The 23,730-nt window shown below is 31.6% G+C and carries 26 protein-coding genes; 20 read left to right on the forward strand and 6 right to left on the reverse strand.

The window, feature by feature from the left end; genetic code table 11:
* Nucleotides 1-17 precede the first annotated feature (17 nt).
* The gene (locus Q4487_RS13905; protein WP_100896830.1) at nucleotides 18-791 is read left to right on the forward strand and encodes a S1/P1 nuclease; all 774 of its coding nucleotides are present in this window, start codon (nucleotides 18-20) and stop codon (nucleotides 789-791) included.
* Nucleotides 792-1,020: 229 nt separating this feature from the next.
* On the opposite strand, the gene Q4487_RS13910 is transcribed toward Q4487_RS13905, so the two are convergent.
* Nucleotides 1,021-1,893, reverse strand: a complete 873-nt coding sequence (locus tag Q4487_RS13910; protein ID WP_100895154.1) for an AraC family transcriptional regulator — start codon at nucleotides 1,891-1,893, stop codon at nucleotides 1,021-1,023.
* Between the two features lie 238 nt (nucleotides 1,894-2,131).
* Between Q4487_RS13910 and Q4487_RS13915 the strand changes: the two genes are divergently transcribed.
* The gene (locus tag Q4487_RS13915; protein ID WP_157811114.1) at nucleotides 2,132-2,722 is read left to right on the forward strand and encodes a hypothetical protein; all 591 of its coding nucleotides are present in this window, start codon (nucleotides 2,132-2,134) and stop codon (nucleotides 2,720-2,722) included.
* 58 nt (nucleotides 2,723-2,780) lie between these two features.
* Here the strand turns inward: Q4487_RS13915 and Q4487_RS13920 are convergent, their stop codons facing one another.
* Nucleotides 2,781-3,140 carry a hypothetical protein gene (locus Q4487_RS13920; protein ID WP_100895156.1) on the reverse strand — a complete coding sequence of 120 codons (360 nt, stop codon included), beginning with the start codon at nucleotides 3,138-3,140 and terminating at the stop codon, nucleotides 2,781-2,783.
* A 5-nt stretch (nucleotides 3,141-3,145) separates the two neighbouring features.
* The gene (locus Q4487_RS13925) at nucleotides 3,146-3,778 is read right to left on the reverse strand and encodes an MOSC domain-containing protein (RefSeq protein WP_303544692.1); all 633 of its coding nucleotides are present in this window, start codon (nucleotides 3,776-3,778) and stop codon (nucleotides 3,146-3,148) included.
* A 232-nt stretch (nucleotides 3,779-4,010) separates the two neighbouring features.
* Here Q4487_RS13925 and Q4487_RS13930 point away from each other — a divergent pair, with 232 nt between their 5' ends.
* The 3 genes from Q4487_RS13930 to Q4487_RS13940 are packed head-to-tail and all read left to right on the forward strand — an operon-like array spanning nucleotide 4,011 to nucleotide 6,146.
* On the forward strand, nucleotides 4,011-4,577 hold the full coding sequence (locus Q4487_RS13930; protein WP_232732610.1) for an RNA polymerase sigma factor: 567 nt from the start codon (nucleotides 4,011-4,013) through the stop codon (nucleotides 4,575-4,577).
* Nucleotides 4,578-4,582: 5 nt separating this feature from the next.
* Nucleotides 4,583-5,110, forward strand: coding sequence for a hypothetical protein (locus Q4487_RS13935; RefSeq protein WP_303544699.1), 528 nt, complete (start codon nucleotides 4,583-4,585; stop codon nucleotides 5,108-5,110).
* Nucleotides 5,094-6,146 (forward strand): hypothetical protein, encoded by a 1,053-nt coding sequence (locus Q4487_RS13940; RefSeq protein WP_303544702.1) that lies wholly within the window; start codon nucleotides 5,094-5,096, stop codon nucleotides 6,144-6,146. Before Q4487_RS13935 ends, Q4487_RS13940 begins: the two co-directional genes overlap by 17 nt.
* A gap of 77 nt (nucleotides 6,147-6,223) precedes the next feature.
* On the opposite strand, the gene htpG is transcribed toward Q4487_RS13940, so the two are convergent.
* Nucleotides 6,224-8,113: a molecular chaperone HtpG gene (gene htpG / locus Q4487_RS13945; RefSeq protein ID WP_100895161.1), complete on the reverse strand. Its 1,890-nt coding sequence runs from the start codon at nucleotides 8,111-8,113 to the stop codon at nucleotides 6,224-6,226.
* 235 nt (nucleotides 8,114-8,348) lie between these two features.
* Here htpG and Q4487_RS13950 point away from each other — a divergent pair, with 235 nt between their 5' ends.
* Both Q4487_RS13950 and Q4487_RS13955 read left to right on the forward strand, forming a co-directional pair.
* Nucleotides 8,349-9,359 (forward strand): 3-oxoacyl-ACP synthase III family protein, encoded by a 1,011-nt coding sequence (locus Q4487_RS13950; RefSeq protein WP_303544707.1) that lies wholly within the window; start codon nucleotides 8,349-8,351, stop codon nucleotides 9,357-9,359.
* Nucleotides 9,360-9,576: 217 nt separating this feature from the next.
* Nucleotides 9,577-9,936: a CoA-binding protein gene (locus tag Q4487_RS13955; RefSeq protein ID WP_303544710.1), complete on the forward strand. Its 360-nt coding sequence runs from the start codon at nucleotides 9,577-9,579 to the stop codon at nucleotides 9,934-9,936.
* A gap of 84 nt (nucleotides 9,937-10,020) precedes the next feature.
* Here Q4487_RS13955 and Q4487_RS13960 read toward each other — a convergent pair whose 3' ends face one another.
* The gene (locus tag Q4487_RS13960; protein ID WP_303544713.1) at nucleotides 10,021-11,484 is read right to left on the reverse strand and encodes a sodium:solute symporter; all 1,464 of its coding nucleotides are present in this window, start codon (nucleotides 11,482-11,484) and stop codon (nucleotides 10,021-10,023) included.
* A gap of 109 nt (nucleotides 11,485-11,593) precedes the next feature.
* On the opposite strand from Q4487_RS13960, the gene recR reads away from it, so the two are divergent.
* The 12 genes from recR to Q4487_RS14020 all read left to right on the forward strand — a co-directional run bounded on the left by recR (nucleotide 11,594) and on the right by Q4487_RS14020 (nucleotide 21,203).
* Nucleotides 11,594-12,214 carry a recombination mediator RecR gene (gene recR / locus Q4487_RS13965; protein ID WP_303544716.1) on the forward strand — a complete coding sequence of 207 codons (621 nt, stop codon included), beginning with the start codon at nucleotides 11,594-11,596 and terminating at the stop codon, nucleotides 12,212-12,214.
* 95 nt (nucleotides 12,215-12,309) lie between these two features.
* Complete coding sequence (locus tag Q4487_RS13970; RefSeq protein WP_303544719.1) at nucleotides 12,310-13,650, forward strand: dihydrolipoamide acetyltransferase family protein; 1,341 nt, start codon at nucleotides 12,310-12,312, stop codon at nucleotides 13,648-13,650.
* A 121-nt stretch (nucleotides 13,651-13,771) separates the two neighbouring features.
* Nucleotides 13,772-14,548: a 3'-5' exonuclease gene (locus Q4487_RS13975; protein ID WP_100895167.1), complete on the forward strand. Its 777-nt coding sequence runs from the start codon at nucleotides 13,772-13,774 to the stop codon at nucleotides 14,546-14,548.
* 3 nt (nucleotides 14,549-14,551) lie between these two features.
* Nucleotides 14,552-15,466, forward strand: a complete 915-nt coding sequence (locus Q4487_RS13980) for a carboxypeptidase-like regulatory domain-containing protein (protein ID WP_303544723.1) — start codon at nucleotides 14,552-14,554, stop codon at nucleotides 15,464-15,466.
* A 14-nt stretch (nucleotides 15,467-15,480) separates the two neighbouring features.
* On the forward strand, nucleotides 15,481-16,092 hold the full coding sequence (locus Q4487_RS13985) for a fumarylacetoacetate hydrolase family protein (RefSeq protein WP_303544726.1): 612 nt from the start codon (nucleotides 15,481-15,483) through the stop codon (nucleotides 16,090-16,092).
* A complete protein-coding gene (locus tag Q4487_RS13990) occupies nucleotides 16,093-16,431 on the forward strand; it encodes an Hpt domain-containing protein (RefSeq protein ID WP_100895170.1) in 339 nt (112 codons plus the stop codon).
* Complete coding sequence (locus tag Q4487_RS13995) at nucleotides 16,431-17,678, forward strand: competence/damage-inducible protein A (RefSeq protein ID WP_303544729.1); 1,248 nt, start codon at nucleotides 16,431-16,433, stop codon at nucleotides 17,676-17,678. Before Q4487_RS13990 ends, Q4487_RS13995 begins: the two co-directional genes overlap by 1 nt.
* Nucleotides 17,679-17,796: 118 nt before the next feature.
* Nucleotides 17,797-18,033 (forward strand): 50S ribosomal protein L28, encoded by a 237-nt coding sequence (gene rpmB, locus Q4487_RS14000; RefSeq protein ID WP_077400145.1) that lies wholly within the window; start codon nucleotides 17,797-17,799, stop codon nucleotides 18,031-18,033.
* 21 nt (nucleotides 18,034-18,054) lie between these two features.
* A complete protein-coding gene (rpmG, locus tag Q4487_RS14005) occupies nucleotides 18,055-18,237 on the forward strand; it encodes a 50S ribosomal protein L33 (RefSeq protein WP_024481505.1) in 183 nt (60 codons plus the stop codon).
* 42 nt (nucleotides 18,238-18,279) lie between these two features.
* On the forward strand, nucleotides 18,280-18,432 hold the full coding sequence (locus tag Q4487_RS14010) for a DUF4295 domain-containing protein (RefSeq protein ID WP_072304899.1): 153 nt from the start codon (nucleotides 18,280-18,282) through the stop codon (nucleotides 18,430-18,432).
* A gap of 90 nt (nucleotides 18,433-18,522) precedes the next feature.
* Complete coding sequence (ftsY, locus tag Q4487_RS14015; RefSeq protein ID WP_100895172.1) at nucleotides 18,523-19,485, forward strand: signal recognition particle-docking protein FtsY; 963 nt, start codon at nucleotides 18,523-18,525, stop codon at nucleotides 19,483-19,485.
* Nucleotides 19,486-19,532: 47 nt separating this feature from the next.
* Complete coding sequence (locus Q4487_RS14020) at nucleotides 19,533-21,203, forward strand: amidase family protein (protein ID WP_303544750.1); 1,671 nt, start codon at nucleotides 19,533-19,535, stop codon at nucleotides 21,201-21,203.
* On the opposite strand, the gene Q4487_RS14025 is transcribed toward Q4487_RS14020, so the two are convergent.
* Nucleotides 21,200-22,288, reverse strand: coding sequence for a serine hydrolase (locus Q4487_RS14025; protein WP_303544753.1), 1,089 nt, complete (start codon nucleotides 22,286-22,288; stop codon nucleotides 21,200-21,202). The two genes, Q4487_RS14020 and Q4487_RS14025, sit on opposite strands and share 4 nt — an antisense overlap.
* A 125-nt stretch (nucleotides 22,289-22,413) precedes the next feature.
* Here Q4487_RS14025 and rimO point away from each other — a divergent pair, with 125 nt between their 5' ends.
* On the forward strand, nucleotides 22,414-23,715 hold the full coding sequence (gene rimO / locus Q4487_RS14030; protein ID WP_100895175.1) for a 30S ribosomal protein S12 methylthiotransferase RimO: 1,302 nt from the start codon (nucleotides 22,414-22,416) through the stop codon (nucleotides 23,713-23,715).
* Nucleotides 23,716-23,730 lie beyond the last annotated feature (15 nt).

The following is a 23,730-nucleotide window of genomic DNA, read 5'->3' on the forward strand; positions in this document are numbered from 1 at the left end:
GCCAAAAATTTAGAAGAATGAAAAAGATATGTATTTTGCTTTTTTTAGCAGTTCAGGTTTCCTTTGCTAACAATGTATTTTGGGGCAAAACAGGACATAGAACAGTGGGTGAGGTAGCACAAAAAGAATTGAGTAGAAAAGCTAAAAAAGCAATAAAAGAATTGCTAGAAGGTCAGGATTTGGCCTTTGTATCTAACTATGCAGATGAAATAAAATCTGACCGTGAGTTTAGAGCATATTTTCCTTGGCATTATGTAAATTTTCCTGCAGATAAAAAATACTCAGACATTACTCCGCCAGAGGAAGGAGACTTAATGGTTGGTATAGAAAAATGTGTATCGGTTTTAAAGGATGAAAAAAGTTCTAAAAAAGATAAATCTTTTCATTTAAGAATGTTGGTACATTTAATAGGAGATATGCACCAACCATTGCACGCAGGTCATGCAGAAGATAAAGGAGGTAATGATATACAAGTACGTTGGTTTAATGAAGGATCTAATTTACATCGTGTTTGGGATTCTGATATGATAGACTCTTACGGTATGAGTTATACTGAACTGGCTAATGCTTTACCTAAGTTAGATAAAAAACAAAAAGCAAAAGTACAAGAAGGTACTATTTATGATTGGATAGAGGAAACTCAAGATTTAGCTGAAGAAGTATATAAAACAGCTGAAGTTGGAGAAAAATTAGGATACAGGTATAGTTACCTTCATATGGCTACATTACGCAGTCAGTTAAATAAAGGTGGACTACGTTTGGCTAAGGTGTTAAACGAAATTTATAAATAATTTTAACGATTATTTAGTAGATATAACTATCTTTTTTTGACTTTTGGCATAACTGTTGCATTTTACTTATTGTAGTTGTATATGAGGACATTAGTAAGATCATCCAAACTTAGTAAAGGCAGTATGTAACTTAGATTAAACAAGGATAACCATAAAAAAAATCGGTTTTAATATATTTAAAACCGATTTTTTTTGTGCCTTATATATAAGGTATAAGCATATAATTATTTTAAGCTACAACCGTTTTAAGCTCATTTCTATATTCAGACGGATTTTGACCTGTGAATTTTTTAAATGATTTATTAAAGTGAGAAAAATTATTAAACCCGCATTCAAAACAAACCTCTGTAATACTCATCTTTTGTTCGGCTAGTAATTTAGATGCGTGTACCAACCTATATTCATTAGTAAATTGAATAAACGTTTTATTGGTAATTTTTTTAAAGTACCTGCAGAATGATGGTACCGTCATATTAACTAAATCTGCAATGCTATCTAAAGTAATTTCTTCTCTAAAGTTTGTTTTTACATAATTAAATATAACATTTATTCGGTCGTTGTCTTTTACCTCTGTCTTCATAGAAAAGCCCTCGGCATTTAAAAGAGTGTATTCTTTAGACTTGCCAAGTTCGTTTAATATGTTTAAAATGGATATTAAACGCTGAAAATCTGTTTGGTACTCTAGTACCTCAATCTTATCTCCAATTTTTAATTTAGTATTGCCATGAAAAGCAATACCACCTTTACAGGTATCTAATAAAGATTTAATGTTTCTAAGCTCTGGTAAGTTAAAAAAGTTATCTCCTAAAAAATTGGGTAGCATTTGTACAACAGTTTCGCTCTTGTTTTTTGTAAGTACATCTGTAAGTCCACAATGTGGTAAATTACCATCTATTAAAATTAAATCACCATCTGTGTAATAAGATATATGACTACCTATTTGTCTTTTGCCAGAACCACCATTTACATATACTAATTCTATTTCTGGGTGGTAATGCCACGTATTGTTCTTATTATTAGTTGCTTCATCAAACTTTTGGTATGTAAAAGAATGCCCAAAATCTGGTGCAATAGATTCAAAAATAGGTTTCTGGTTAGTCATATGTAAAAGTTTAAATGCAAAAATAGAATATCTATTTGTTTAAAAACACCTTTTAATTAAGTTTTAAGTGTTCTTGTATGTTAAATTAACGTCAATATACGGTTTATTTTTTATTATGGTTAAAATAGCATAGATATTGGAGAAAATAGAGGTAAAATAAACGGAATACCGCACATATATTTGCAGTGTAATTAATTACCAATCAAAACAAAAAGAATAATCCTAAAAAAGTAAACCTATGAAAACAATTTTTAAAATTTCCGCGTTAGTTCTGTTTTTGTTTGTGTCAACAGCAAGTTTTGCAGCAGAAGAATCTTCACTAGAATTAGTGACAAGAAAAGACTCTAAAGATTTAGTATTCAAATTTGAAGCAAGAAATCTTCAAACAGTTATAAAATTTGTAGATCAGAATTCTGCAGTATTTTATTCTGAACAAATAAGCGATAAGCCGGTTTACTCTAAAAAGTTTAATGTAGAGAGTTTAGAAGATGGAAATTACTTTTTAAATGTAGAGAATATGTTAAAAAAGGTTTCATACGCTATACACATCAAAAACGGAGAAGTTGTAGTAGATGATAAAAAAGAAGTTACTAAGCCAATTTTTCAGAAAAGAGGAGATTTAGTAGTAATGAGCTTTTTAAATAAAAATAAAGGTAAAGTTTTAGTTTCTGTATTTGATTTAGAAGGAAACGAAGTTTATACAGAAGTTTTTAATAACAAATTAAGAGTTGAAAAAGCTTTTAGATTTACTAATTTTTCTGAAGATGAATTTAGATTTGTTGTAGAAGTAAACAAAGATAGATACAGTAAATTAGTTAGCTTAGACTAGTTATAATTAAGTATTGTTGTGATAGATTAGGAGGCCTTGGAGCCTCCTTTTTTTTTGTTTATAGTTTTAAGTAGCAATATGCCCAATACATTAAAACAAATTGTAAAGGTATGCGCAATAATAATATATACCTTGGTATACCTGCAGCAGCTTTTTTGCTAGATAGCATATAAAAGTGTACCAACAAAAAAACACTAAGCATTGCAATTAAAGCATAAATAGCTATGTTTTTTGTAACATTATAAAAGAGACCTACGCCAATTAAAAATTCTATTATACCACTAATATATACTAGTTGTAAATGCTTTGGTAAATACCTGGGCATTATACGCATATACATTTTAGGTTTTATAAAATGCATAAAACCCGCAAGTATGTATAGGAGTCCCATTAAGTACAAATGCCAAGGATAAATCATAAATTTTAAAGGTATTTAGATAAATGTATTCTTTTTTTCTCTGGCAAAGCCATATTGCTAACGGCTAGTTTAATGGTTTCTTTGTTTTTTTCTTTAGCATACAGTAGCTTATAAAAATCTTGTATGGTAAGTTTGTTTGTAGACTGTTCTATTAACTTAAAAACATCACCAGTTTGCACACTACCTTCTTTTAAAATTCTAATGTAGGTGCCAGGTCTATTATGGTCTATAAATTGTTTTAAAATTTGTTGATTTCCAAAACGTATTCCTAATTTATAACAAGGTTCTCTAGGTTGTGATACTTGTACAAGTGCAGTGCCAATTTTATATATATCACCAATTCTAAGTGTAGTTTCATCTAAACCTTCTACACTAAGGTTTTCACCAAACATTCCCCAGTTCCAGTCTAAATTAGGGTATATGTTTTTCCAATAATCGTAAACATCTGCAGAAAATAAATAACAAGCCTTGTCTATACCACCGTGGTGTTTGCGGTCTATTACAGTGTCGTTAATAACATCTGTACTCAGTAATTGCAAGGGCGTAGTAGTTGGGTATTTATAAATTCCGGTTACTTCTTCTTTACCGTTCCATTGTATTTTGGTTGGTTTACCAAGGTTGGTTGCTACTACTTTCATCCTATAAAGATAAAAAACCATTGCATATAAATACTATGGTTTTTGTTAAGTAGTTGTAGTTGATGTAAAATTGAAGCTTATAAAAATTATTACAAAAATAAATTTCGGGTATAAATACTTTAAAACTTACTTATTTTTAAACCATCACTTAATAATAGTGATGTTTTTTTTGTTAAAAATGAAACCCTTTAAAAAGACAATCGTTTTTAAGATAGAATACTTACAAACATTTATGCAACAAACCACAAACCAATTAATTGCCGGCTGTAAAAAAAGAGATAGAAAATCTCAACTACAGTTATATACAAATTATTGTGATGCAATGTTTGCTATTGCTTGTAGGTATTTAAAGAACCAAGAAGATGCAAAAGATGCAATGCAAGAAAGTTTTATAAAAGCCTTTAAAAATATTAACAGTTACGAGTCAACATACACAATAGGAGCTTGGTTAAAACGAATTGTAATTAACCAATGTTTAGATGTGTTAAAAAAGCAAAAGTTAATTTTTGAAGATATAGATGATGTAGTATATGAGTTTGAAGAAGAATCTGATTGGTATTTTAATGATGAAATAACAAAAAAAGACGTGCTTAAAGCAATAGAGTCTTTAACAGTTAAATACAAGCTTGTAGTGCAGTTGTATTTAATAGAGGGTTATGATCATGAAGAAATATCACAAATTTTACAATTGCCAATAAAAACATCTAGAACACATTTGCGTAGAGGAAGATTGCAGTTGCAAGAATTGTTAAGTGAGACAAAAATAAAAACGAATAAAGAAATTATTCAGCAAAAATAAAGGAGATGAAAAATTTAAGAAACAGTTTTACTGAAGATGATTTTCCTAAAAAAGAATTACCAGTAACACATAGAGACGAGTTTTTAGAGAAGTTAGGTAATATGCCATCTGCAAAAAAGTATAATTATAGGTTTATGAAGATTGCGGCAGTATTTGTTTTACTTGTAGGATTGGCATTTGTGTTTGTGAAACAGAATGCTACAGATGATGAAGAAGAGGTAAATACAATACAAATTACGAAAGAACTTAAAAAAGTAGAAACAGAGTATTTAGCAAATATAGATACGGAATGGAAGAATTTTTTAGCTGTGGCCACAGATGAAAAACTAATACGCAGGTATAAACAAAAGTTGACACAGTTAGATGTGGATTACAAACAAATTTCCAAAGAATTTAAAGCCGATAAAAATAACCTTTTTGTGGTAGAAGATTTAATTAGAAATCTGCAAACGCGTCTAAGTCTGCTTAAAGACATACAAGAACATATAAAAATATTAAACGCAAAAAAAGATCAAAATGAAACAGCCATATAAAATTTTACTATTATTAATTTTAATTACAACAGGAGTAGTTAGTGCACAAGAGGTAGTTGTGTATAAAAAGGATTTTAATGCAGACAAGATTATGGATGTTATTGTGAACCTAACTGGCTCTGGAATTAAAATACAACAATCTGACGATGATTTAATACATATTAAATACTCTATTTACTTTGTAAATTATAGTAAAAGATTACAGAATAAAATTTTAGAAATGGGAAATTTCAAAATAAATGTAGAAGAAAAAAACTATCGCTTACTGATTAACAATAGAGGGAAAATAGGTGGTTGGGGGGGCTTTGCTTTTTATGATTTAGAAAGTTTTGTGAAAAGAGATACGAATAACAAGGACTTAAATATTTCTCGGAAGACAAAAGAAGATATTGTATCAGAAATTAAAATGAGGAATTCAAGAATAAGTCATTACTTTAATCAAGACGGTACTTTAACAAAAAATATAAAGAGAGCTAAATTTTTTAAGGCATCATTGGTATTACATTTACCTAAAAAAGTAATCTTAAGATTAACAACAGAATCTTCTGGTGTTTTTATAGATGGAATAAGTAACGTAGTAAAAATGAGAGTAAAAAGAGGAGATTTTAGGATGAGTTCTTTTGTAGATTCTGAAAGTAATTTAGAGATTGACGACGCTAATCTTTTTATAAATGAAGTTGTTGGAGGTAAGTATACATTTAATAATATAAGAAGGGGATTAATAGGTTCTATTGCTGAAGCAACTATTATATCTGAGTTTTCTAATTTAGAAATAGGGGAGTTGCAAAAAGGAAATACAATTAAAGATTTTAGTAGTGAGTTTAAATTTTACCATATATCTCCTAATAATAACAACTTTAATCTAGATTCAGATTACTCTAAATTAAACATATATGGTAAAAACGAGAATAATAATCTTATAAATGCTTTTAAAACTAAGGTTAAGGACGGTTTAAGTCCTGCAGCAAACTTTACGTTAAAGGACCAGAATATAAATTTAAAAGTGGCTAACGGTTTAATTTACTACCATAACTAAAAATAGAGTAGTAGTATAAAAAAATCCGCATTAAGTAATTAATGCGGATTTTTTATTTTTAAGCTTAGTGGTACATATTACTTTACCATCTCATAACTTCTTTTAATAAAGTTAGTAAGCTCTTCACCTTTTAATAATCCTTTAGACAAACGTGCTAAGTCTAAAGATTGGTTTATTAAACGTGTTTTTGTTTCTGGAGCGTCTGCAGTTAAAATTTCAGAAACCAATGCGTGGTTTGTGTTTACAATAAGGTTGTACATTTCTGGCATATTACCCATACCAAACATACCACCGCCACCACCGGTTTGTTGCATTTCTTTCATTCTACGCATAAACTCTGGCTCTGTAATTGTAAAAGGAGCAGCGTTGCTATCCATAGCTTCTAACTGTACAGTAAAGCTTTTATTGGTAATAGTTTCTTCTAACTCTTTTTTAAGCGTTTCTTTTTCTTCTTCAGATAGTTTAGAGATTTGCTCTTCATCTTTCTTAATAAGATTGTCTATGTGGTCTGCATCTACTCTTGCAAAAGAAATATTCTCTTTAGAAGTTTCTAATTTTTGCATTAAGTGGCTAATAATAGGAGAATCTAGTAATAAAACCTCGTAACCTTTAGCTTTTGCAGCTTCAATATAACTGTGTTGTGCTTCTTTATCAGATGCGTAAAGAACAACAAGTTTGTTGTCTTTATCAGTCTGTGTAGCTTTTAATTTTTCTTGTAATTCTTCAAACGTATAAAAAGAACCATCTACCGTTGGGTACAATGCAAATTTGTCAGCCTTGTCAAAGAATTTATCATCAGAAAGCATTCCGTATTCAATAACAATTTTAATGTCATTCCATTTAGCTTCAAAATCTTCTCTATTATTTTTAAATAAAGACGATAGTTTATCTGCTACTTTTCTAGAAATGTAAGACGATATTTTTTTAACAGCACCATCAGCCTGTAAGTAAGATCTAGAAACATTTAACGGAATGTCTGGTGAGTCTATAACACCACGTAACATTGTTAAAAATTCTGGTACAATACCTTCTACATTATCGGTAACAAAAACTTGGTTTTGGTACAGTTGTATACGGTCTTTTTGTACGTTTAAATCGTTTGTTAATTTAGGGAAATATAAAATACCTGTTAAGTTAAACGGGTAATCTACATTAAGGTGTATGTGAAACAAAGGCTCCTCAAACTGCATTGGGTAAAGCTCTCTGTAAAACCCTTTATAATCCTCTTCTTGTAAATCTGCCGGGGCTTTTGTCCAAGCTGGGTTTGGGTTGTTTATAATATTGTCTACCTCTTGTGTTGGTGCAGCATCTTCTTCCTTAGCATCTTCTGGCTTAGGTAAAGTTTCTGTACGCATACCAAACTTAATTGGTACAGGCATAAATTTGTTGTACTTAGTTAAAAGTTCACTAATCTTATTGTCTTCTAAAAACTCTGTAGAGTCATCTGCAACGTGTAAAATAATTTCTGTACCACGTTCTGTTTTATCTGCAGCCTCTAAAGTAAAGTTAGGAGAACCATCACAAGTCCAATGTGCAGCTGGCTCGTCTTTAAAACTTTTAGTTATAATTTCTACTTTATCTGCAACCATAAAGGCAGAGTAAAAACCAAGACCAAAATGACCAATAATACCAGAATCTTTAGCAGAGTCTTTGTATTTGTCTAAAAACTCTTCAGCACCAGAAAAAGCAACTTGGTTAATATATTTTTCAACCTCGTCTGCTGTCATACCAAGACCTTGGTCTATAATATGTATTTTTTTTCCTTCTTTATCAACCTTAATTTCTATAACAGGGTTGCCATATTCTACTGTAGCTTCACCTATAGAAGTTAAGTGCTTAAGTTTTAAAGTTGCATCTGTAGCATTAGATATTAACTCACGTAAAAATATCTCGTGGTCGCTATATAAGAACTTTTTAATAAGCGGAAAAATATTCTCAACGGATACATTAATTTTACCTGTCGCCATAATTAAATTGTATTTTTTATCCCTTTAAGGAAAACTGATTATTAATTTTTTATTCTGATAATGGTATGGCAAATAAAATACCAATTAGGTTAATTATGACAAACTGACACACTAGCTGTTAGATTTCAGTTTTTTTGGTTATCTTCAATTATTGCAAGTATAAATTATCATTATTTATATATTGCAGCCTTAAATATGGGTTTTACCCCTAAAAACTAGTTTTAAAGTAAAAATTATGTACAATTCAAAAATAATTGGCCTAGGTCATTATGTGCCAGAAAATGTAGTTACCAATGATGATTTATCTAAGGTAATGGATACTAATGATGCTTGGATACAAGAGCGTACTGGTATAAAAGAAAGAAGACATGTAGTTAAAGGAGACGGAGATACAACTACAACAATGGGCGTAAAGGCTGCTAAAGTAGCTATAGAACGTGCAGGTATAGATAAAGATGATATAGATTTTATAGTTTTTGCTACACTAAGTCCAGATTACTATTTTCCAGGACCTGGAGTTTTAGTACAAAGAGACTTGGGTATTAAAACTGTTGGGGCTTTAGATGTTAGGAACCAATGTTCTGGTTTTGTTTACGGTATTTCTGTTGCAGATCAATATATTAAGAGCGGAATGTATAAAAATGTTCTTGTAATTGGCTCTGAGTTACATTCTCACGGTTTAGATATGACAACACGTGGTAGAAGTGTTTCTGTAATTTTTGGTGATGGTGCAGGTGCGGCAGTACTAAGTAGAGCAGAGGATAACGATACAGGTATATTATCTACTCATTTACATTCTGAAGGGCAACATGCAGAGGAGTTATCTTTAATAGCACCAGGTATGGGTAAACGTTGGGTAACAGATATTATTGAAGATGCAGATCCTAATGATGAGTCTTACTACCCATATATGAACGGGCAATTTGTATTTAAAAATGCTGTAGTTCGTTTTAGTGAGGTTATAATGGAAGGCTTACAAGCTAATAATTTAGAAGTTTCTGATATTGATATGTTGGTGCCACACCAAGCAAATCTTAGAATATCTCAATTTATACAGAAAAAGTTTAAGTTGAATGATGACCAAGTGTTTAATAATATTATGAAATATGGTAACACAACGGCAGCATCTATTCCTATTGCATTAACTGAAGCTTGGGAACAAGGCAAAGTTGAAAAAGGAGATTTGGTGGTGTTAGCAGCTTTTGGTAGTGGATTTACTTGGGGTAGTGTAATTATTAAATGGTAATAATTACGTTAAGTATATAAAAACATAAAGCCCAGAGCAGAACTCTGGGCTTCTTTGTCATCGATAGGCTATACTAAACACTAACCATTAACTATAAAAATACAGCGTTATCAATGACCTTATCTTAAATGTCTTTTAATAACTATTTAGTTATAAGACGTTTATTTTACAATAAAGTTACATTCGTTAACAATATTTAACATTAAATTTTCAAAAAATGTCTAAAACCCTTGTTTTTGGTGCTTCGTTGAATCCGAATCGGTACAGTTTTCTTGCAGTGAAGAAATTAGTAGAAAAGAACATAACAACAGTAGCTTTTGGTAAAAATTTAGGGACTATTTTACGTGTTCAAATTAAAGATAATTTAACGGATTTTCAAAATGTTTTTACAGTTACTTTATATTTAAATCCATCTAGACAGGTAGAATATTACAACGATATCGTAAAATTACAACCAAAACGTGTCATATTTAACCCTGGAACAGAGAATCCTGAGTTTTATAAAACACTGAAAATGAATAACATAGAGGTTATTGAAGGGTGTACTTTAGTAATGCTGGCTACAAATCAGTATTAATTTATTAATTTTTATTTTTTTGTAAATAAAAATTACAAATAATATAAAATAGTTACTCTTCTCTATGATGGTTTTTTTTAATATCTATTTTTTACGTATTAACCATAGTCCAAAAAAGGTAAGTAGACCATTTAGTGGAAGCATTTCATAACCAACAACATACCCTCCAAATTGCTCTGCAGGAATGTTAGAAATTACTAAAATTAGTAAAACAGGTACAATTGCAACTAGCCAAGACCATTTATCTTTGATTTTGTGCTTTGTAAAGATCCCAAATGCAAATAAGCCTAATAAAGGACCATAAGTATATGTTGCTACAGTAAGTAAGCTATCTATTACATTACGGTCTAATATGTTTTTAAATATTATAATTACTATAATAAGTAAAACACTCATACCTACGTGTGTAACTTTACGTAGCTTTTTTTGTTGCAATTCTGGTTTTTTATCAATTCCTAAGAAATCTACGCAAAAAGATGTTGTTAAAGAGGTTAGTGCACTATCTGCACTACTATATGCAGCAGCTATTAAACCAAGCATAAAGGTAACAGCTATTGTAATTCCAAGTCCACTGTTTAAGGCTATTTCGGGGAAAAGTAAATCTGTTTTAGGAGCGCCAACACCACCAAGAGCAGGAGTTGTAATATTAAATTTATTGGCATATATAAATAAAAGAGCTCCTAGTAATAAAAAAATAAAGTTTACAACTACTAGTACCAGGCTAAAAGAAATCATATTTTTTTGTGCATCTTTTAGTGTTTTGCAACTTAAATTTTTTTGCATCATATCTTGGTCTAAACCAGTCATACAAATAGCAATAAACATACCGCCAAAGAACGATTTTACAAAGTGACTTTTAGCTAAAAAACTATCTGTAAAAAATATCTTATTGTACTGTTGTAGTTCGTCCGAGGATAATAAACTGCCAATGCTCATATCTAATTTATCAGTAATAAAATAAATAGATAAACCAACCGATGTTAGCATAAACAATGTCTGCAAGGTGTCTGTCCAAACAATAGTCTTTATTCCTCCTTTAAAAGTATAGATCCATATAAGTAGTATAGACAGTATTACGGTAACCTCAAAAGGAATATTTAAATCATCAAAAACAAATTGTTGCAATACTAAAGCAACTAAAAATAACCTAAATGAAGCACCTAATACTCTAGATACAAAGAAAAAGAAAGCACCGGTTTTGTAACTAACCATACCAAAACGTTCTTTTAAATACTCGTAAATAGAGGTTACATTAAGTTTATAATAAATGGGCATTAATAGGTATGCTATAACAAAGTAGCCAACTAAATAACCAAAAACTACTTGCATATAGCTAAACTGTGAGCCTTGTACCCAGCCAGGAACAGATATAAAAGTTACACCAGATAAAGATGCACCTACCATACCAAAAGCTACAACATACCAAGGGGATTGTTTGCCTGCTTTAAAAAAGTCTTCATTAGAATCGTTTTTACCGGTTAAGTAAGATATAAGTAGTAAAACTAAAAAGTAGCAACCTATTAGTAGCAATATGTGCGTAGATGTCATAAGTAGTAATTTGTGATTGCAAAGTACAAAAAGAAAAAATATCATCATAGCTATTAATGACACCTGAAAAACAAGAATAAATTGTAAATTTGTGTAGAAAAATAACAGTATGGAATTCTCTTCTAAATTGCTAGAAAATGCAGTGTATGAAATATCTCAGTTGCCAGGAATAGGCAAACGTACTGCTTTGCGCTTAGCTTTACATTTATTAAAGCAGCCTAAAGATCAAACTAGTGCCTTGTCTAGCAGTTTATTAAAATTAAGAGAAGAAATCAAGTTTTGTTCTAATTGCCACAATATATCTGATGTTGAGTTGTGTGAAATTTGTGCAAACCCAAAACGAGACGAATCTATTGTATGTGTTGTAGAGGATATTAGAGATGTAATGGCTATAGAGAATACAGGGCAATACAGAGGCTTGTATCACGTTTTAGGAGGTAGGATATCTCCAATGGAAGGTGTGGGGCCGCAAAATTTAACAATTGGTTCTTTGGTTAATAAATCTAAAGATGGTGTTATAAAAGAGTTAATTTTTGCTTTAAGTTCTACTATGGAAGGTGATACTACAAACTTTTATATTTACAAACAAATAGAAGGTATGGGCTTAAAAACTTCTACTATAGCACGTGGTATTGCGGTTGGTGATGAGCTAGAATACGCAGATGAAGTTACCTTGGGTAGAAGTATATTAAACAGGGTTCCTTTTGAGAATTCTTTAAAATTGGGATAGTTTAAATTAAAATAAATGCACAAAATTTAATTAAATGACGTTTTAATTAGTATTTTTGCAAAATTAAGTATATAAATTGCTTTTAAAATAGTAATATGTCAAAATTTGAATTAAAATTACCTCAAATGGGTGAAAGTGTTGCAGAAGCAACATTAACTACTTGGTTAAAAGAAGTAGGAGATACCATAGAGATGGATGAGGCTGTTTTTGAAATTGCCACAGATAAAGTAGATTCTGAAGTTCCTTCTGAAGTAGAGGGTGTCTTAGTTGAAAAACTTTTTAACGTAGATGATATAGTGCAAGTTGGACAAACTGTAGCTATTATAGAAATTTCTGGAGAAGCAGAAGTTACTACTACAACAGAAACTAGTGCAGCTGCGGTTGAAGAAAAAGTTGAAGATACACCAGAGGTTGCGGCTATAGAGAGTTCTATTGCTGTAGCTAAAGAAACTGTTGCAACATCACAAGATTTTAGCGATTCAGATAAATTTTATTCTCCTTTAGTTAAAAACATAGCAAAAGAAGAGGGTATTGCTATTGCAGAGTTAGATGCAATTACTGGTACAGGTAAAGAAGGTAGAGTTACCAAAACTGACATATTAAATTATGTAGAAAACAGAACAGCACCTAGTAGTAATGGTAGTGCTGCTCCAAAAAGTACGCCAGCACCACAGGCTACTCCAGCAAAGGCTCCGGCAGCAAAAGCAGCACCAGTTGTTGCATCTGCAGGAGATGAGGTTGTTCCTTTATCTCGTATGGGTAAATTAATTGCACAGCATATGACGGCTAGTATTGCTACATCTGCACACGTGCAAAGTTTTATAGAGGTAGATGTTACTAACCTAGTAAACTGGAGAAACAAAAATAAAAACGCTTTTCAGCAAAGAGAAGGGGAGAAACTAACGTTTACTCCAATATTTATGGAAGCAGTAGCATTTGCTATTAAAAAGTTTCCATTAATAAATATTTCTTTTGATGGTGAATCTGTAATAAAAAAGAAAAACATAAATATAGGTATGGCAGCAGCTTTACCAGATGGTAATTTAATTGTACCTGTAATTAAAAATGCAGATCAATTAAACCTAGTTGGTATGGCAAAAGTTGTAAATGATTTGGCAAACAGATCTAGAAGCAATGCTTTAAAGCCAGACGATATTCAAGGTGGTACATATACGGTAACAAATGTTGGTACATTTGGTAGTGTATTTGGAACACCAATTATTAACCAGCCACAAGTAGCTATTTTAGCTTTAGGAGCCATACGTAAAGTGCCATCTGTAATAGAAACTCCAGAAGGAGATTTTATAGGCATACGTTCTAAAATGTTCTTATCTCATAGTTATGATCACCGTGTTGTAAATGGTGCGTTAGGTGGTATGTTTATAAAAGCAGTAGCAGATTACCTAGAGGCTTGGGATGTAAATAGAGAAATCTAAAACAGCCACAAGCAATATAATACTATAAAATGCCCTGTTTTTTACAGGGCATTTTTTTTATACCTATTTTATTTTTTGTAAAAGTAGCTATTCATTTATCTTTGTGTTAAAACACAGTAAAATGGATTTAAAGTTAACACGCCCAATTTGTTTTTTCGATTTAGAAACAACAGGAATAAACGTGGCTAAAGATAGAGTGGTAGAGATTTCCATTTTAAAAATATATCCTAACGGAAATAAGGAAAGTAAAACGTGGTTGGTTAATCCAGAAATGGTAATTCCAGATGAGGTAATAGCAGTACACGGTATTTCTAATGAAAAAGTGGCAAACGAGCCTACTTTTGCAGCATTGTCTAAAGAAATTTATGCAATGATAAAAGATTGTGATTTAGGAGGATATAATTCAGACAGGTTTGATATACCTCTTTTAGCGGAGGAAATGTTGCGTGCAGGTGTAGATTTTGATATGAAAAATACAGTTTCTGTAGATGTGCAAACTATTTTCTTTAAAATGGAGAAAAGAACTCTAGAGGCGGCTTATAAATTTTATTGCGATAAAGAACTTACTAATGCTCATAGTGCAGCGGCAGATACCAATGCTACTTTTGAGGTTTTAAAATCGCAATTAGACCGTTATCCAGAATTGGAAAACGATATCAAAAAATTATCAGAATTTACAACACGTAAAAAGTTTGCAGATTTTGCAGGCTTTATTATTATCGACCAAGATGGTGATGCTGCTTTTTCTTTTGGTAAACATAAAGGTAAAAAGGTAGATGAGGTTTTAGAAAAAGAACCAGGTTATTTTGGTTGGATATTAAATGCAGATTTTCCATTGTATACAAAAAAGGTACTTACTCAAATTAAACTTAGTAAGTTAAATAATAAGTTAAGTTAAATAATGAGATTATTTTTTTTGCTCTTTTTTAGTGTTGTTAGCTTATCTGCACAAGAAATTTTAATAGATGGCACCATTTACAATGCTAAAACACAAGAGCCAATTCCTTATGTAAATGTTAGTTTTTTAAATACCTTAAAAGGTGCCTCTACAGATGAAAAAGGGTATTTTTTTGTTGATGTTCCTAACTCTTTTTTAGAAAAGCAAGTACACTTATCTTCATTAGGTTTTAAAGATACTATTGTAGCTGTTAAACAACTTGTAGCAGATAAAAAGTTTGGTATGGTAGAAGAGTCTTTTGAATTAGATGAGGTCGTTGTTGCTAAATCAATTGGAGATTCTTTTGTGTTAAACCCTATTGGTAGTTATGACTTAAAAAGTGGGTTTGCATCTTCTTCTACACCTTGGGTATTGGCAACTTACTACCCAAATATTGGAGCTTCAAAAAAATATATAAACAAGGTTACTGTATTTTTTCAGCAAGACGAGGGCTTTAAAAGAAGAGCATCTAAATTTAGAATTCGTGTTTATGCTGTAGACCCAGAGGCTAAAAAGCCAACTAACGATTTATTGCATAAAAGCATTATTTTAGAAACTTTTGCAGAAAACGATTTTGTTTCTATAGATTTATCAGCCTTTACTATAAAAATGCCAAGAGAAGGTGTTTATATTGGTTTAGAGTGGTTGTTTGTGCCATATAATTGGTATGCTATAAAGGGTAAAGATGCAATTAGTAATGAGTTAACTATAGAAGATAGGTTTGCTCCTACCTTTGGAGGTGTTTACAATAAAAACCAAAATTTTAAAGTTATGGTATATGGTATGGGTGAGTGGACAGATTTTAAAGTGAAGTCTAAAGATAATACTAAGCATTTAATACCAGCTGTAAGTCTAAAACTCTCTAAAGAGAAGCAATAAAAAAAGAAATTAAAATGAAGATAATTTGCATTGGTCGTAATTACACAGATCATATAAAAGAGTTGGCTAATGAAAAGCCTACAGATCCTGTCGTTTTTATTAAGCCAGACTCAGCCGTATTGCCTAAGGAACAAGATTTTTATATTCCAGAATTTTCTAATAATATTCATTATGAAGTAGAGGTTTTGGTTAAAATTAAAAAGGTAGGTAAGCATATAGAGCCTCAATTTGCACCCAACTATTATGATGAAATTGGGCTAGGAATAGATTTTACGGCTCGTGATCTTCAATCTAAGTTAAAGGAAAAAGGATTACCTTGGGAAAAAGCAAAGGGTTTTGATGGTGCAGCTGTAATAGGTAAATGGCTTCCAAAAAGTAAGTTTTCTTCCGTGGATGATATAAATTTTTCTTTACTAAAAAATGATAAAATCGTACAAAAAGGAAATACAAATTTAATGTTGTGGAAAGTAGATGAGTTAATCTCTTATGTTTCTCAATATTTTATGTTAAAAAAAGGAGATATCATATTTACGGGTACACCAGCAGGTGTAGGAAGAGTAGATGCTAATGATTATCTTTGTGGCACGTTGGAAGGAGAAGAAATGTTTACATTAAATATTAAATAAATGATTTATAGTCTTGATAAGTTGAATGAAATGGCGGAAGGTGATATGGATTTTATCAATTCTGTAGTATCTGTTTTTTTAGAAGAAGTGCCTGAAGATTTGGGTCTTCTTGAAAAAGCAATTGAAAGTAGAGACTATGAGCCAACCTACCAGTTGGCACATAAAATTAAACCTAATGTAGATTTGTTAGGTATGGAGCAGACTAGAGCTGCTGCTTTTGAAATAGAATCATTAGGGAAGCAACAAGGCGATTTTAATAAAATTGAAGAAGTTTTTAAAACGTTAAAGATTGATGTTTTGCAAGTTGTAACAGAATTAAAAAACGACTTTAGTTTGTAATGCTTGCCGAAATAATAACCATAGGAGATGAGCTACTTATTGGTCAGGTTATAGATACTAATTCGGCCTTTATAGGTAAAGAATTAAATAAAATTGGTGTTACAGTTTATCAAATAACGTCAATACAAGATAATAAGGAGCAAATTCTTTCTGCTTTAAAAGATGCTTCAAAAAGAGTAGATATTGTCTTAATTACAGGAGGTTTAGGTCCTACTAAAGATGATATTACCAAACATACATTGTGCGAGTATTTTAATGATACTTTGGTTCAAAATAACCAAGTATTGGCACACGTTGAAGAGTTGTTTAAGAAATTTTCTGACAAGCCAATTTTAGAAGTAAATAAACAACAGGCAAAAGTACTGTCTAAAGCTACGGTATTACACAATTTAAAAGGTACAGCGCCTGGAATGTGGATAAAAGACAATGATACTGTTTTTGTGTCTATGCCTGGTGTTCCTTTTGAAATGAGATATCTTATTACAGAAGAAGTTGTGCCGCGCATCATAAAAGAGTATAAAAGGCCGCATATAATACATAAAACATTTATAACCTACGGTGTAGGGGAAAGTGCTTTGGCAGAGCAAATAGAGGCTTGGGAAGACCAGTTACCTGTATTTATAAAGCTCGCATATTTGCCAAGTTTGGGTTCTGTACGCTTGCGTTTGTCTGGTACTGGAAAAAATAAAGATATTTTAGAACATGCAATAAAAGATGAGAGTCAAAAATTAATAGCTTTAATTGGCGATATAGTTTATGGCGAAGAAGGAGAGGATGTTTTAGAGGTTGCTACAGCAAAACTACTAACAGAAAAAGGAAAAACTTTAGCTACTGCAGAGAGTTTTACGGGAGGCAAAATATCAGAAATATTTACTTCTATACCAGGGGCATCAGCTTATTTTAAGGGAAGTGTGGTTTGTTATGCAACAGAAGTTAAAATTAATGTTTTAGGAGTTTCAGAAGCTTTAATTAAAGAGTATTCTGTGGTTAGTGAGCAAGTTGCAATAGCTATGGCTACAAATGTGCAAAAAGCGCTTAAAACCGATTTTGCAATTGCAACAACAGGTAATGCAGGACCAACAAAGGGAGATTCTAATGCAGAGGTGGGTACTGTTTATATTGGTATAGCAACTCCAACAAAAATATTTGCTATTAAAGAGCAATTAGGAGGTCAAAGAGAAAGAGTGGTAAATAAGGCTATTAATAAGGCTTTAGAGCTATTATATAAAGAAATATTAGGTTGTTAAATAGCAACATTTTAAGAGGTGGTAAAATAATTTTAAAAATTTGATGAAAAGAATTTTGTCTACCCAAAAAAAAGCTATAAATTTGCAGCCTGTTTAAAATAACACAAAATCTAGCATAATGTCAAAAGTTTGTGAAATCACTGGAAAGAAAGCAATGTTTGGAAATAACGTGTCTTTCTCTATTAATAAGACAAGAAGAAGGTTTGATGTAAATCTTTCCAAAAAACGTTTTTACATTCCAGAGGAAGATCGTTGGATAACTTTAAAAGTATCTACAAGAGCTCTTAAGAGTATCAACAAAAAAGGAATCTCTGAAGTATTAAAAGAGGCTAAAGCACAGGGGGTTATTAAATAATCTCTTTAAAAAATAATAAAGATGGCAAAGAAAGGTAACAGAATACAAGTTATTTTAGAGTGTACAGAGCACAAAGAGTCTGGGCAACCAGGTACTTCTAGGTACATTACCACTAAAAACAAAAAGAACACTCCGGATAGAATTGAGTTAAAGAAATTTAACCCAATTTTAAAGAAGATGACTGTTCATAAAGAAATAAAATAATTTAGATTTCCTTTAGTAAGGAAGTTGTTAAACTATAAAGTTATGGCAAAGAAAACAGTAGCAAGTTTACAGACCAGCTCAAAGAGATTAACTAAAGCCATTAAAATGGTAAAGTCTCCTAAATCAGGAGCTTACACTTTTGTGGAATCAGTTATGGCTCCAGAATTAGTAAGCGAGTGGTTAGCTAAAAAATAATATCAATATACAGTATTGATAATAAAGCTACTTTCATTAGAAAGTGGCTTTTTTTATTTTTATATCTTTGGTAAAATTACAGGATAAAAAATGAGTCTATTTAAAAATATATTTTCTTCAAAAAAGAAGGAAAGCCTTGATAAAGGTTTAGAGAAAAGTAAAAGTAGCTTTTTTTCTAAGTTAAGTAAAGCTGTAGCTGGTAAAACTAAGGTAGATGATGATGTATTAGATAATCTAGAAGAAATTCTAGTAACTTCTGATGTTGGAGTAGAGACTACCTTGAAAATTATAGATCGTATAGAGGCACGTGTTTCTAAAGATAAATATTTAGGTACAGATGAGCTTAATGTAATTTTGCGAGAAGAAATTGCATCACTTTTATCAGAAACTAATACTGGTAATGATACAGAGTTTACGGTTCCTAAAGGTGTAAAACCATATGTAATAATGGTTGTTGGTGTTAATGGTGTTGGTAAAACTACAACCATTGGTAAAATGGCTTATCAGTTTAAAAAACAAGGATTAAAAGTTGTTTTAGGTGCGGCAGATACTTTTAGAGCTGCTGCTATAGATCAACTACAGGTTTGGGCAGATCGTGTAGATATTCCTATTGTAAAGCAAAAAATGGGGAGTGATCCTGCTTCTGTTGCTTTTGATACGCTAAGCTCTGCTGTAACACAAAATGCAGATGTCGTAATTATAGATACAGCAGGGCGTTTACATAATAAGGTAAATTTAATGAATGAACTTACCAAAGTAAAACGTGTAATGCACAAGGTGGTAGAAGATACTCCGCATGATGTAATGTTGGTTTTAGATGGTTCTACAGGGCAAAACGCTTTTGAGCAAGCTAAACAGTTTACTAAGGCAACAGAGGTTACATCATTAGCAGTTACTAAGCTAGATGGTACTGCAAAAGGTGGTGTGGTAATTGGTATTTCAGATCAGTTTCAAATCCCAGTGAAGTATATTGGAGTAGGGGAAGGTATAGAGGACTTGCAAGTTTTTAATAAGTTCGAGTTTGTAGATTCTTTCTTCAATTTAAAAAAGTAATGTAAAAACCTCCATTTGGAGGTTTTTTTATTTTAAAACTGTTTGTAATGAAAAAGTATGTTTTAGTTGTTTTAGTACTGCTGGTTATTTCTTGTAAAAATAAAGTAGAAGATGCTAAAAAGGAGCTTGTTTTATGGCAGCCTTATAATGATTCTTTAGAAGTTGCAGAAAATGCAGAGCATACTAATCCTAGAATGCGTTACAAATTAATACAGTCTAAAGTAATAGACAAGAATGAAATATTTCTTCCTCTTTATCCTGAGGTTCAAAAATTATCCAACGAAGAATATAAAGCCTTAAAACCGCTTATTTTAGAACAAAATATCTACACGCTACGCAAGCATATAGATAATGGTGAGTTAACTTATGAGAAATTGGTTCTCTTTTATTTGTATCGTATATATAAGTATGAGTTGGATAATGCTACAACATTAAACACTATTGTAGCTTTAAATAAAGATGTAGTAATGCAAGCTCGCAAATTAGATGAGCTAAAGAAGAAAGGTGGTGAGTCTAATGTTGTGCACCCTATTTATGGTATGCCTATTTTGTTAAAAGATAATATAAATACTAAAGGAATGCTAACTACAGCTGGTTCTATAGCTTTGAAAAATAATGTCACAGATGATGCCTTTGTGGTAAAAAGATTAAAAGAAAACGGAGCTTTAATTTTAGGCAAGGTTAATTTAAGTGAGTGGGCTTATTTTTTATGTACAGGCTGTCCGGTAGGGTATAGTGCTGTAGGTGGACAAACATTAAATCCTTACGGTAGAAAAATTTTTGAAACAGGTGGATCTAGTGCTGGTAGCGGCACGGCAGTGGCGGCAAATTACGCTGTGGCTGCTGTAGGTACAGAAACATCGGGCTCTATATTGTCTCCTTCTAGTCAAAACTCGGTTGTTGGTTTAAAGCCTACAATAGGTTTTTTAAGTAGAACTGGTATTGTGCCAATTTCTAGTACCTTAGATACTCCTGGTCCAATGACTAAAAATGTGCCTGATGCTGCTATTTTATTAGATGCAATGAAGGGTAAAGATGCTGCAGATAGTAAATCTGTTAAAAAAGAATTAGGAGTGCTTTCTGCGCCTTTAACGGATAATAGCTTAAAAGGGAAGCGTTTTGGGGTGATTAAAAACTTGTTGTCTACAGATTCTATTTACAGAGCATCGGTAGATAAACTAAGAGAGCACGGAAGTATTATTGTCGAAATTACGCCTCCAGAAGTTTCAATGAGTGGTTTTTTAAGTATTTTGAATATTGATATGAAGCACGATTTGCCAACTTACATAAAAAATCAAACTAAAAATAAACTACCAATACAGGATATAAAATCAGCAGTAGCGTTTAATGCTAAAGACTCTGTTATAAAAATACCTTATGGGCAATCCTTATTTAGAGGTATTTTAGCAGATACCACTACAGTTGAAGAATTGGCTGTTATTGTAAGTAATTTAGAGCAAAGCGGAAGGCGTTATTTTAATGAGGCTATGGATGCTCATAATTTAAATGCAATTTTATCTATTAATAATTACCACGCTGGTTATGCGGCAGTAGCTAAATACCCTGCAATTACAGTGCCAATGGGGTATAAAAAAACAGGAGAGCCAATTAGTTTAACTTTTATAGCTAAACAATTTAATGAGGCAGAATTGTTAAGATATGCTGCTGGTTTTGAGTCAGCTTTTAAGGCGAGGCAAATACCAGAAAATTACAATTAGTTAATTAAATTATTTATTTTCTCCCACAGTATATTATCAAAACTAGATGGACCAAGTAATTCGTCATTAGCGGCATCACCCATACGTACAATAACTAAGTTTTTGCTTGGTATAACATATAATTTTTGATCGTCTTTGCCTAAACCGGCAATTAAATCATTTGGTGCATTAGGAATTAGTTTGCCAGTATACTCTTGTTCAGATGTTGGTAGTCTGTAAGAATCTTTTCCGTTTAACCACCAAAAATAGCCATAGGCTTTATTTAAGTTTTGAGATGTACTAGTCATTTCGTTAAAATATGTTTCAGATTTTAAAACAGAAGTTCCATTCCAATTTCCTTTATTTAGATTTAAAAGACCAAATCTGGCCATACTTCTGGCGTTGCTATAGTATAATTTAAAATAACCAAAAGGTAGCCAAGAGCCTTGCAAACCAGTCATATTTTTTAGTTTGTTATTAAAATAAGTATTAAAATTTTGCTGTGTGGCTCCTTCTATAATATTATGTGTAATAGTGTATGCTCCATTATGATAGTACCAAAATGTGCCTGGTAAATTTTTAAAAGTAAAACACTCTGGGTCTGTGCAGTTGTTGTTAGTTACAGTATAATCTAAACCAGTAGTCATTGTTAAATGATTTTTAACTGTAATGCTTTGTTCTTGAGTAGTTGTTAAAGAAGACCAGCCTGTACCTAAATAATTGCTAGATGGCAAATTAACATCTAAAAAACCTTCTTCAATAGCAATTCCGGCAGTAAAAGAAACTAATGTTTTTGCAGCAGAGTTCCATGCTAAATTAGAGTTTGCATCGGTATTATTACCATACCATTCAACTACAATTTTTCCATTTTCAAGTATTAAAAAAGCTTTAGTCTTATTGGTTTCTATAAAATCTAAAAGAGGTTGTAAGGCGTCTTCATTCCAATTTAAATTAGAAATAGAATTTGTTTGCCATTCATCAGAATTTATAGGAGGAAAGTATAGTTTATTAGAATCTATATTTTCAATAGCGGTGTCACTGTCTGTAGAACAGCCAAAAAGAAAACAAAATAATATTACTGTAACAAAGTATTTGCTGTTTTTCATTTACTGTATTTTTTGTTTTAGATAACATTAAAGGCTAATGGTTTAACGTAAAAATCATAAAATTAGTTCTATATAGGTGTCATTCCTTAAGCAAGTTGTATTTTTGCAGCCAATTTTAATAGATTATGCGCACAAAATCACTCAAAACAAATAAAATTAACGTAGTTACTTTAGGTTGCTCTAAAAACGTGTACGATTCTGAAGTACTAATGGGGCAGTTAAAAGCTAACGGTAAAGAGGTGGCTCATGAAGATGAAGGTAATATTGTTGTAATTAATACGTGTGGCTTTATTGATAATGCAAAAGAAGAGAGTGTTAACACTATTTTAGATTTTGTACAGAAAAAAGAAGCAGGTGAAGTAGATAAGGTTTTTGTAACAGGATGTTTAAGTGAGCGTTACAAGCCAGATCTAGTAAAAGAAATTCCTAATGTAGATGAGTATTTTGGAACTAGTCAGTTGCCTAGTTTATTAAAAGCTTTAGGTGCAGATTATAAGCATGAGTTAATAGGTGAGCGTATAACTACAACACCAAAAAACTATGCATATTTAAAAATTGCAGAAGGTTGTGATAGACCTTGTTCTTTTTGTGCAATACCGTTAATGCGTGGTAAGCATAAGAGTACGCCTATTGAAGATTTAGTTACTGAAGCAGAAAAATTGGCGGCTAAAGGTGTTAAGGAGTTGATACTTATAGCACAAGATTTAACATACTACGGTTTAGATTTATATAAGAAAAGAAACTTGGCAGAGCTTTTAGAGGCTTTGGTAAAAGTAGAAGGTATAGAGTGGATACGCTTGCACTATGCGTTTCCTACTGGTTTTCCAATGGATGTGTTAGATTTAATGAATAAGGAGCCTAAAATTTGTAATTATTTAGATATTCCTTTACAGCATATTTCTGATGCTATTTTAAAAAGTATGCGTCGTGGAACCACGCAGGCAAAAACAACAAAATTACTAAAAGATTTTAGGGCTACAGTTCCTAATATGACTATTAGAACTACTTTAATTGTTGGTTATCCTGGAGAAACAGAAGAGGATTTTGAAACCTTAAAACAGTGGGTAATAGATATGCGTTTTGAGCGCTTAGGTTGTTTTACTTATAGTCATGAGGAAAATACACATGCTTACAATTTGGAAGATAATGTGCCAGAAGAGGTAAAGCAAGATAGAGCTAACCAGATAATGGAAATACAGTCACAGATTTCTTGGGAGCTAAATCAGGAAAAGATAGGAGAAACTTTTAAGTGTATTATTGATAGAAAAGAGGGGAATTACTTTGTTGGTAGAACAGAATTTGATTCGCCAGACGTAGATAACGAGGTTTTAATTGATGCTACAAAGCACTATTTGAAACAAGGTGAATATGCAAATATAAAAATTACGGAAGCGGCAGATTTTGATTTATACGGAGAGCCAGCTTAATTTTAGCTTTATAGT

Source organism: Cellulophaga sp. 3_MG-2023 (assembly GCF_030546975.1).
Taxonomy (GTDB): Bacteria; Bacteroidota; Bacteroidia; order Flavobacteriales; family Flavobacteriaceae; genus Cellulophaga.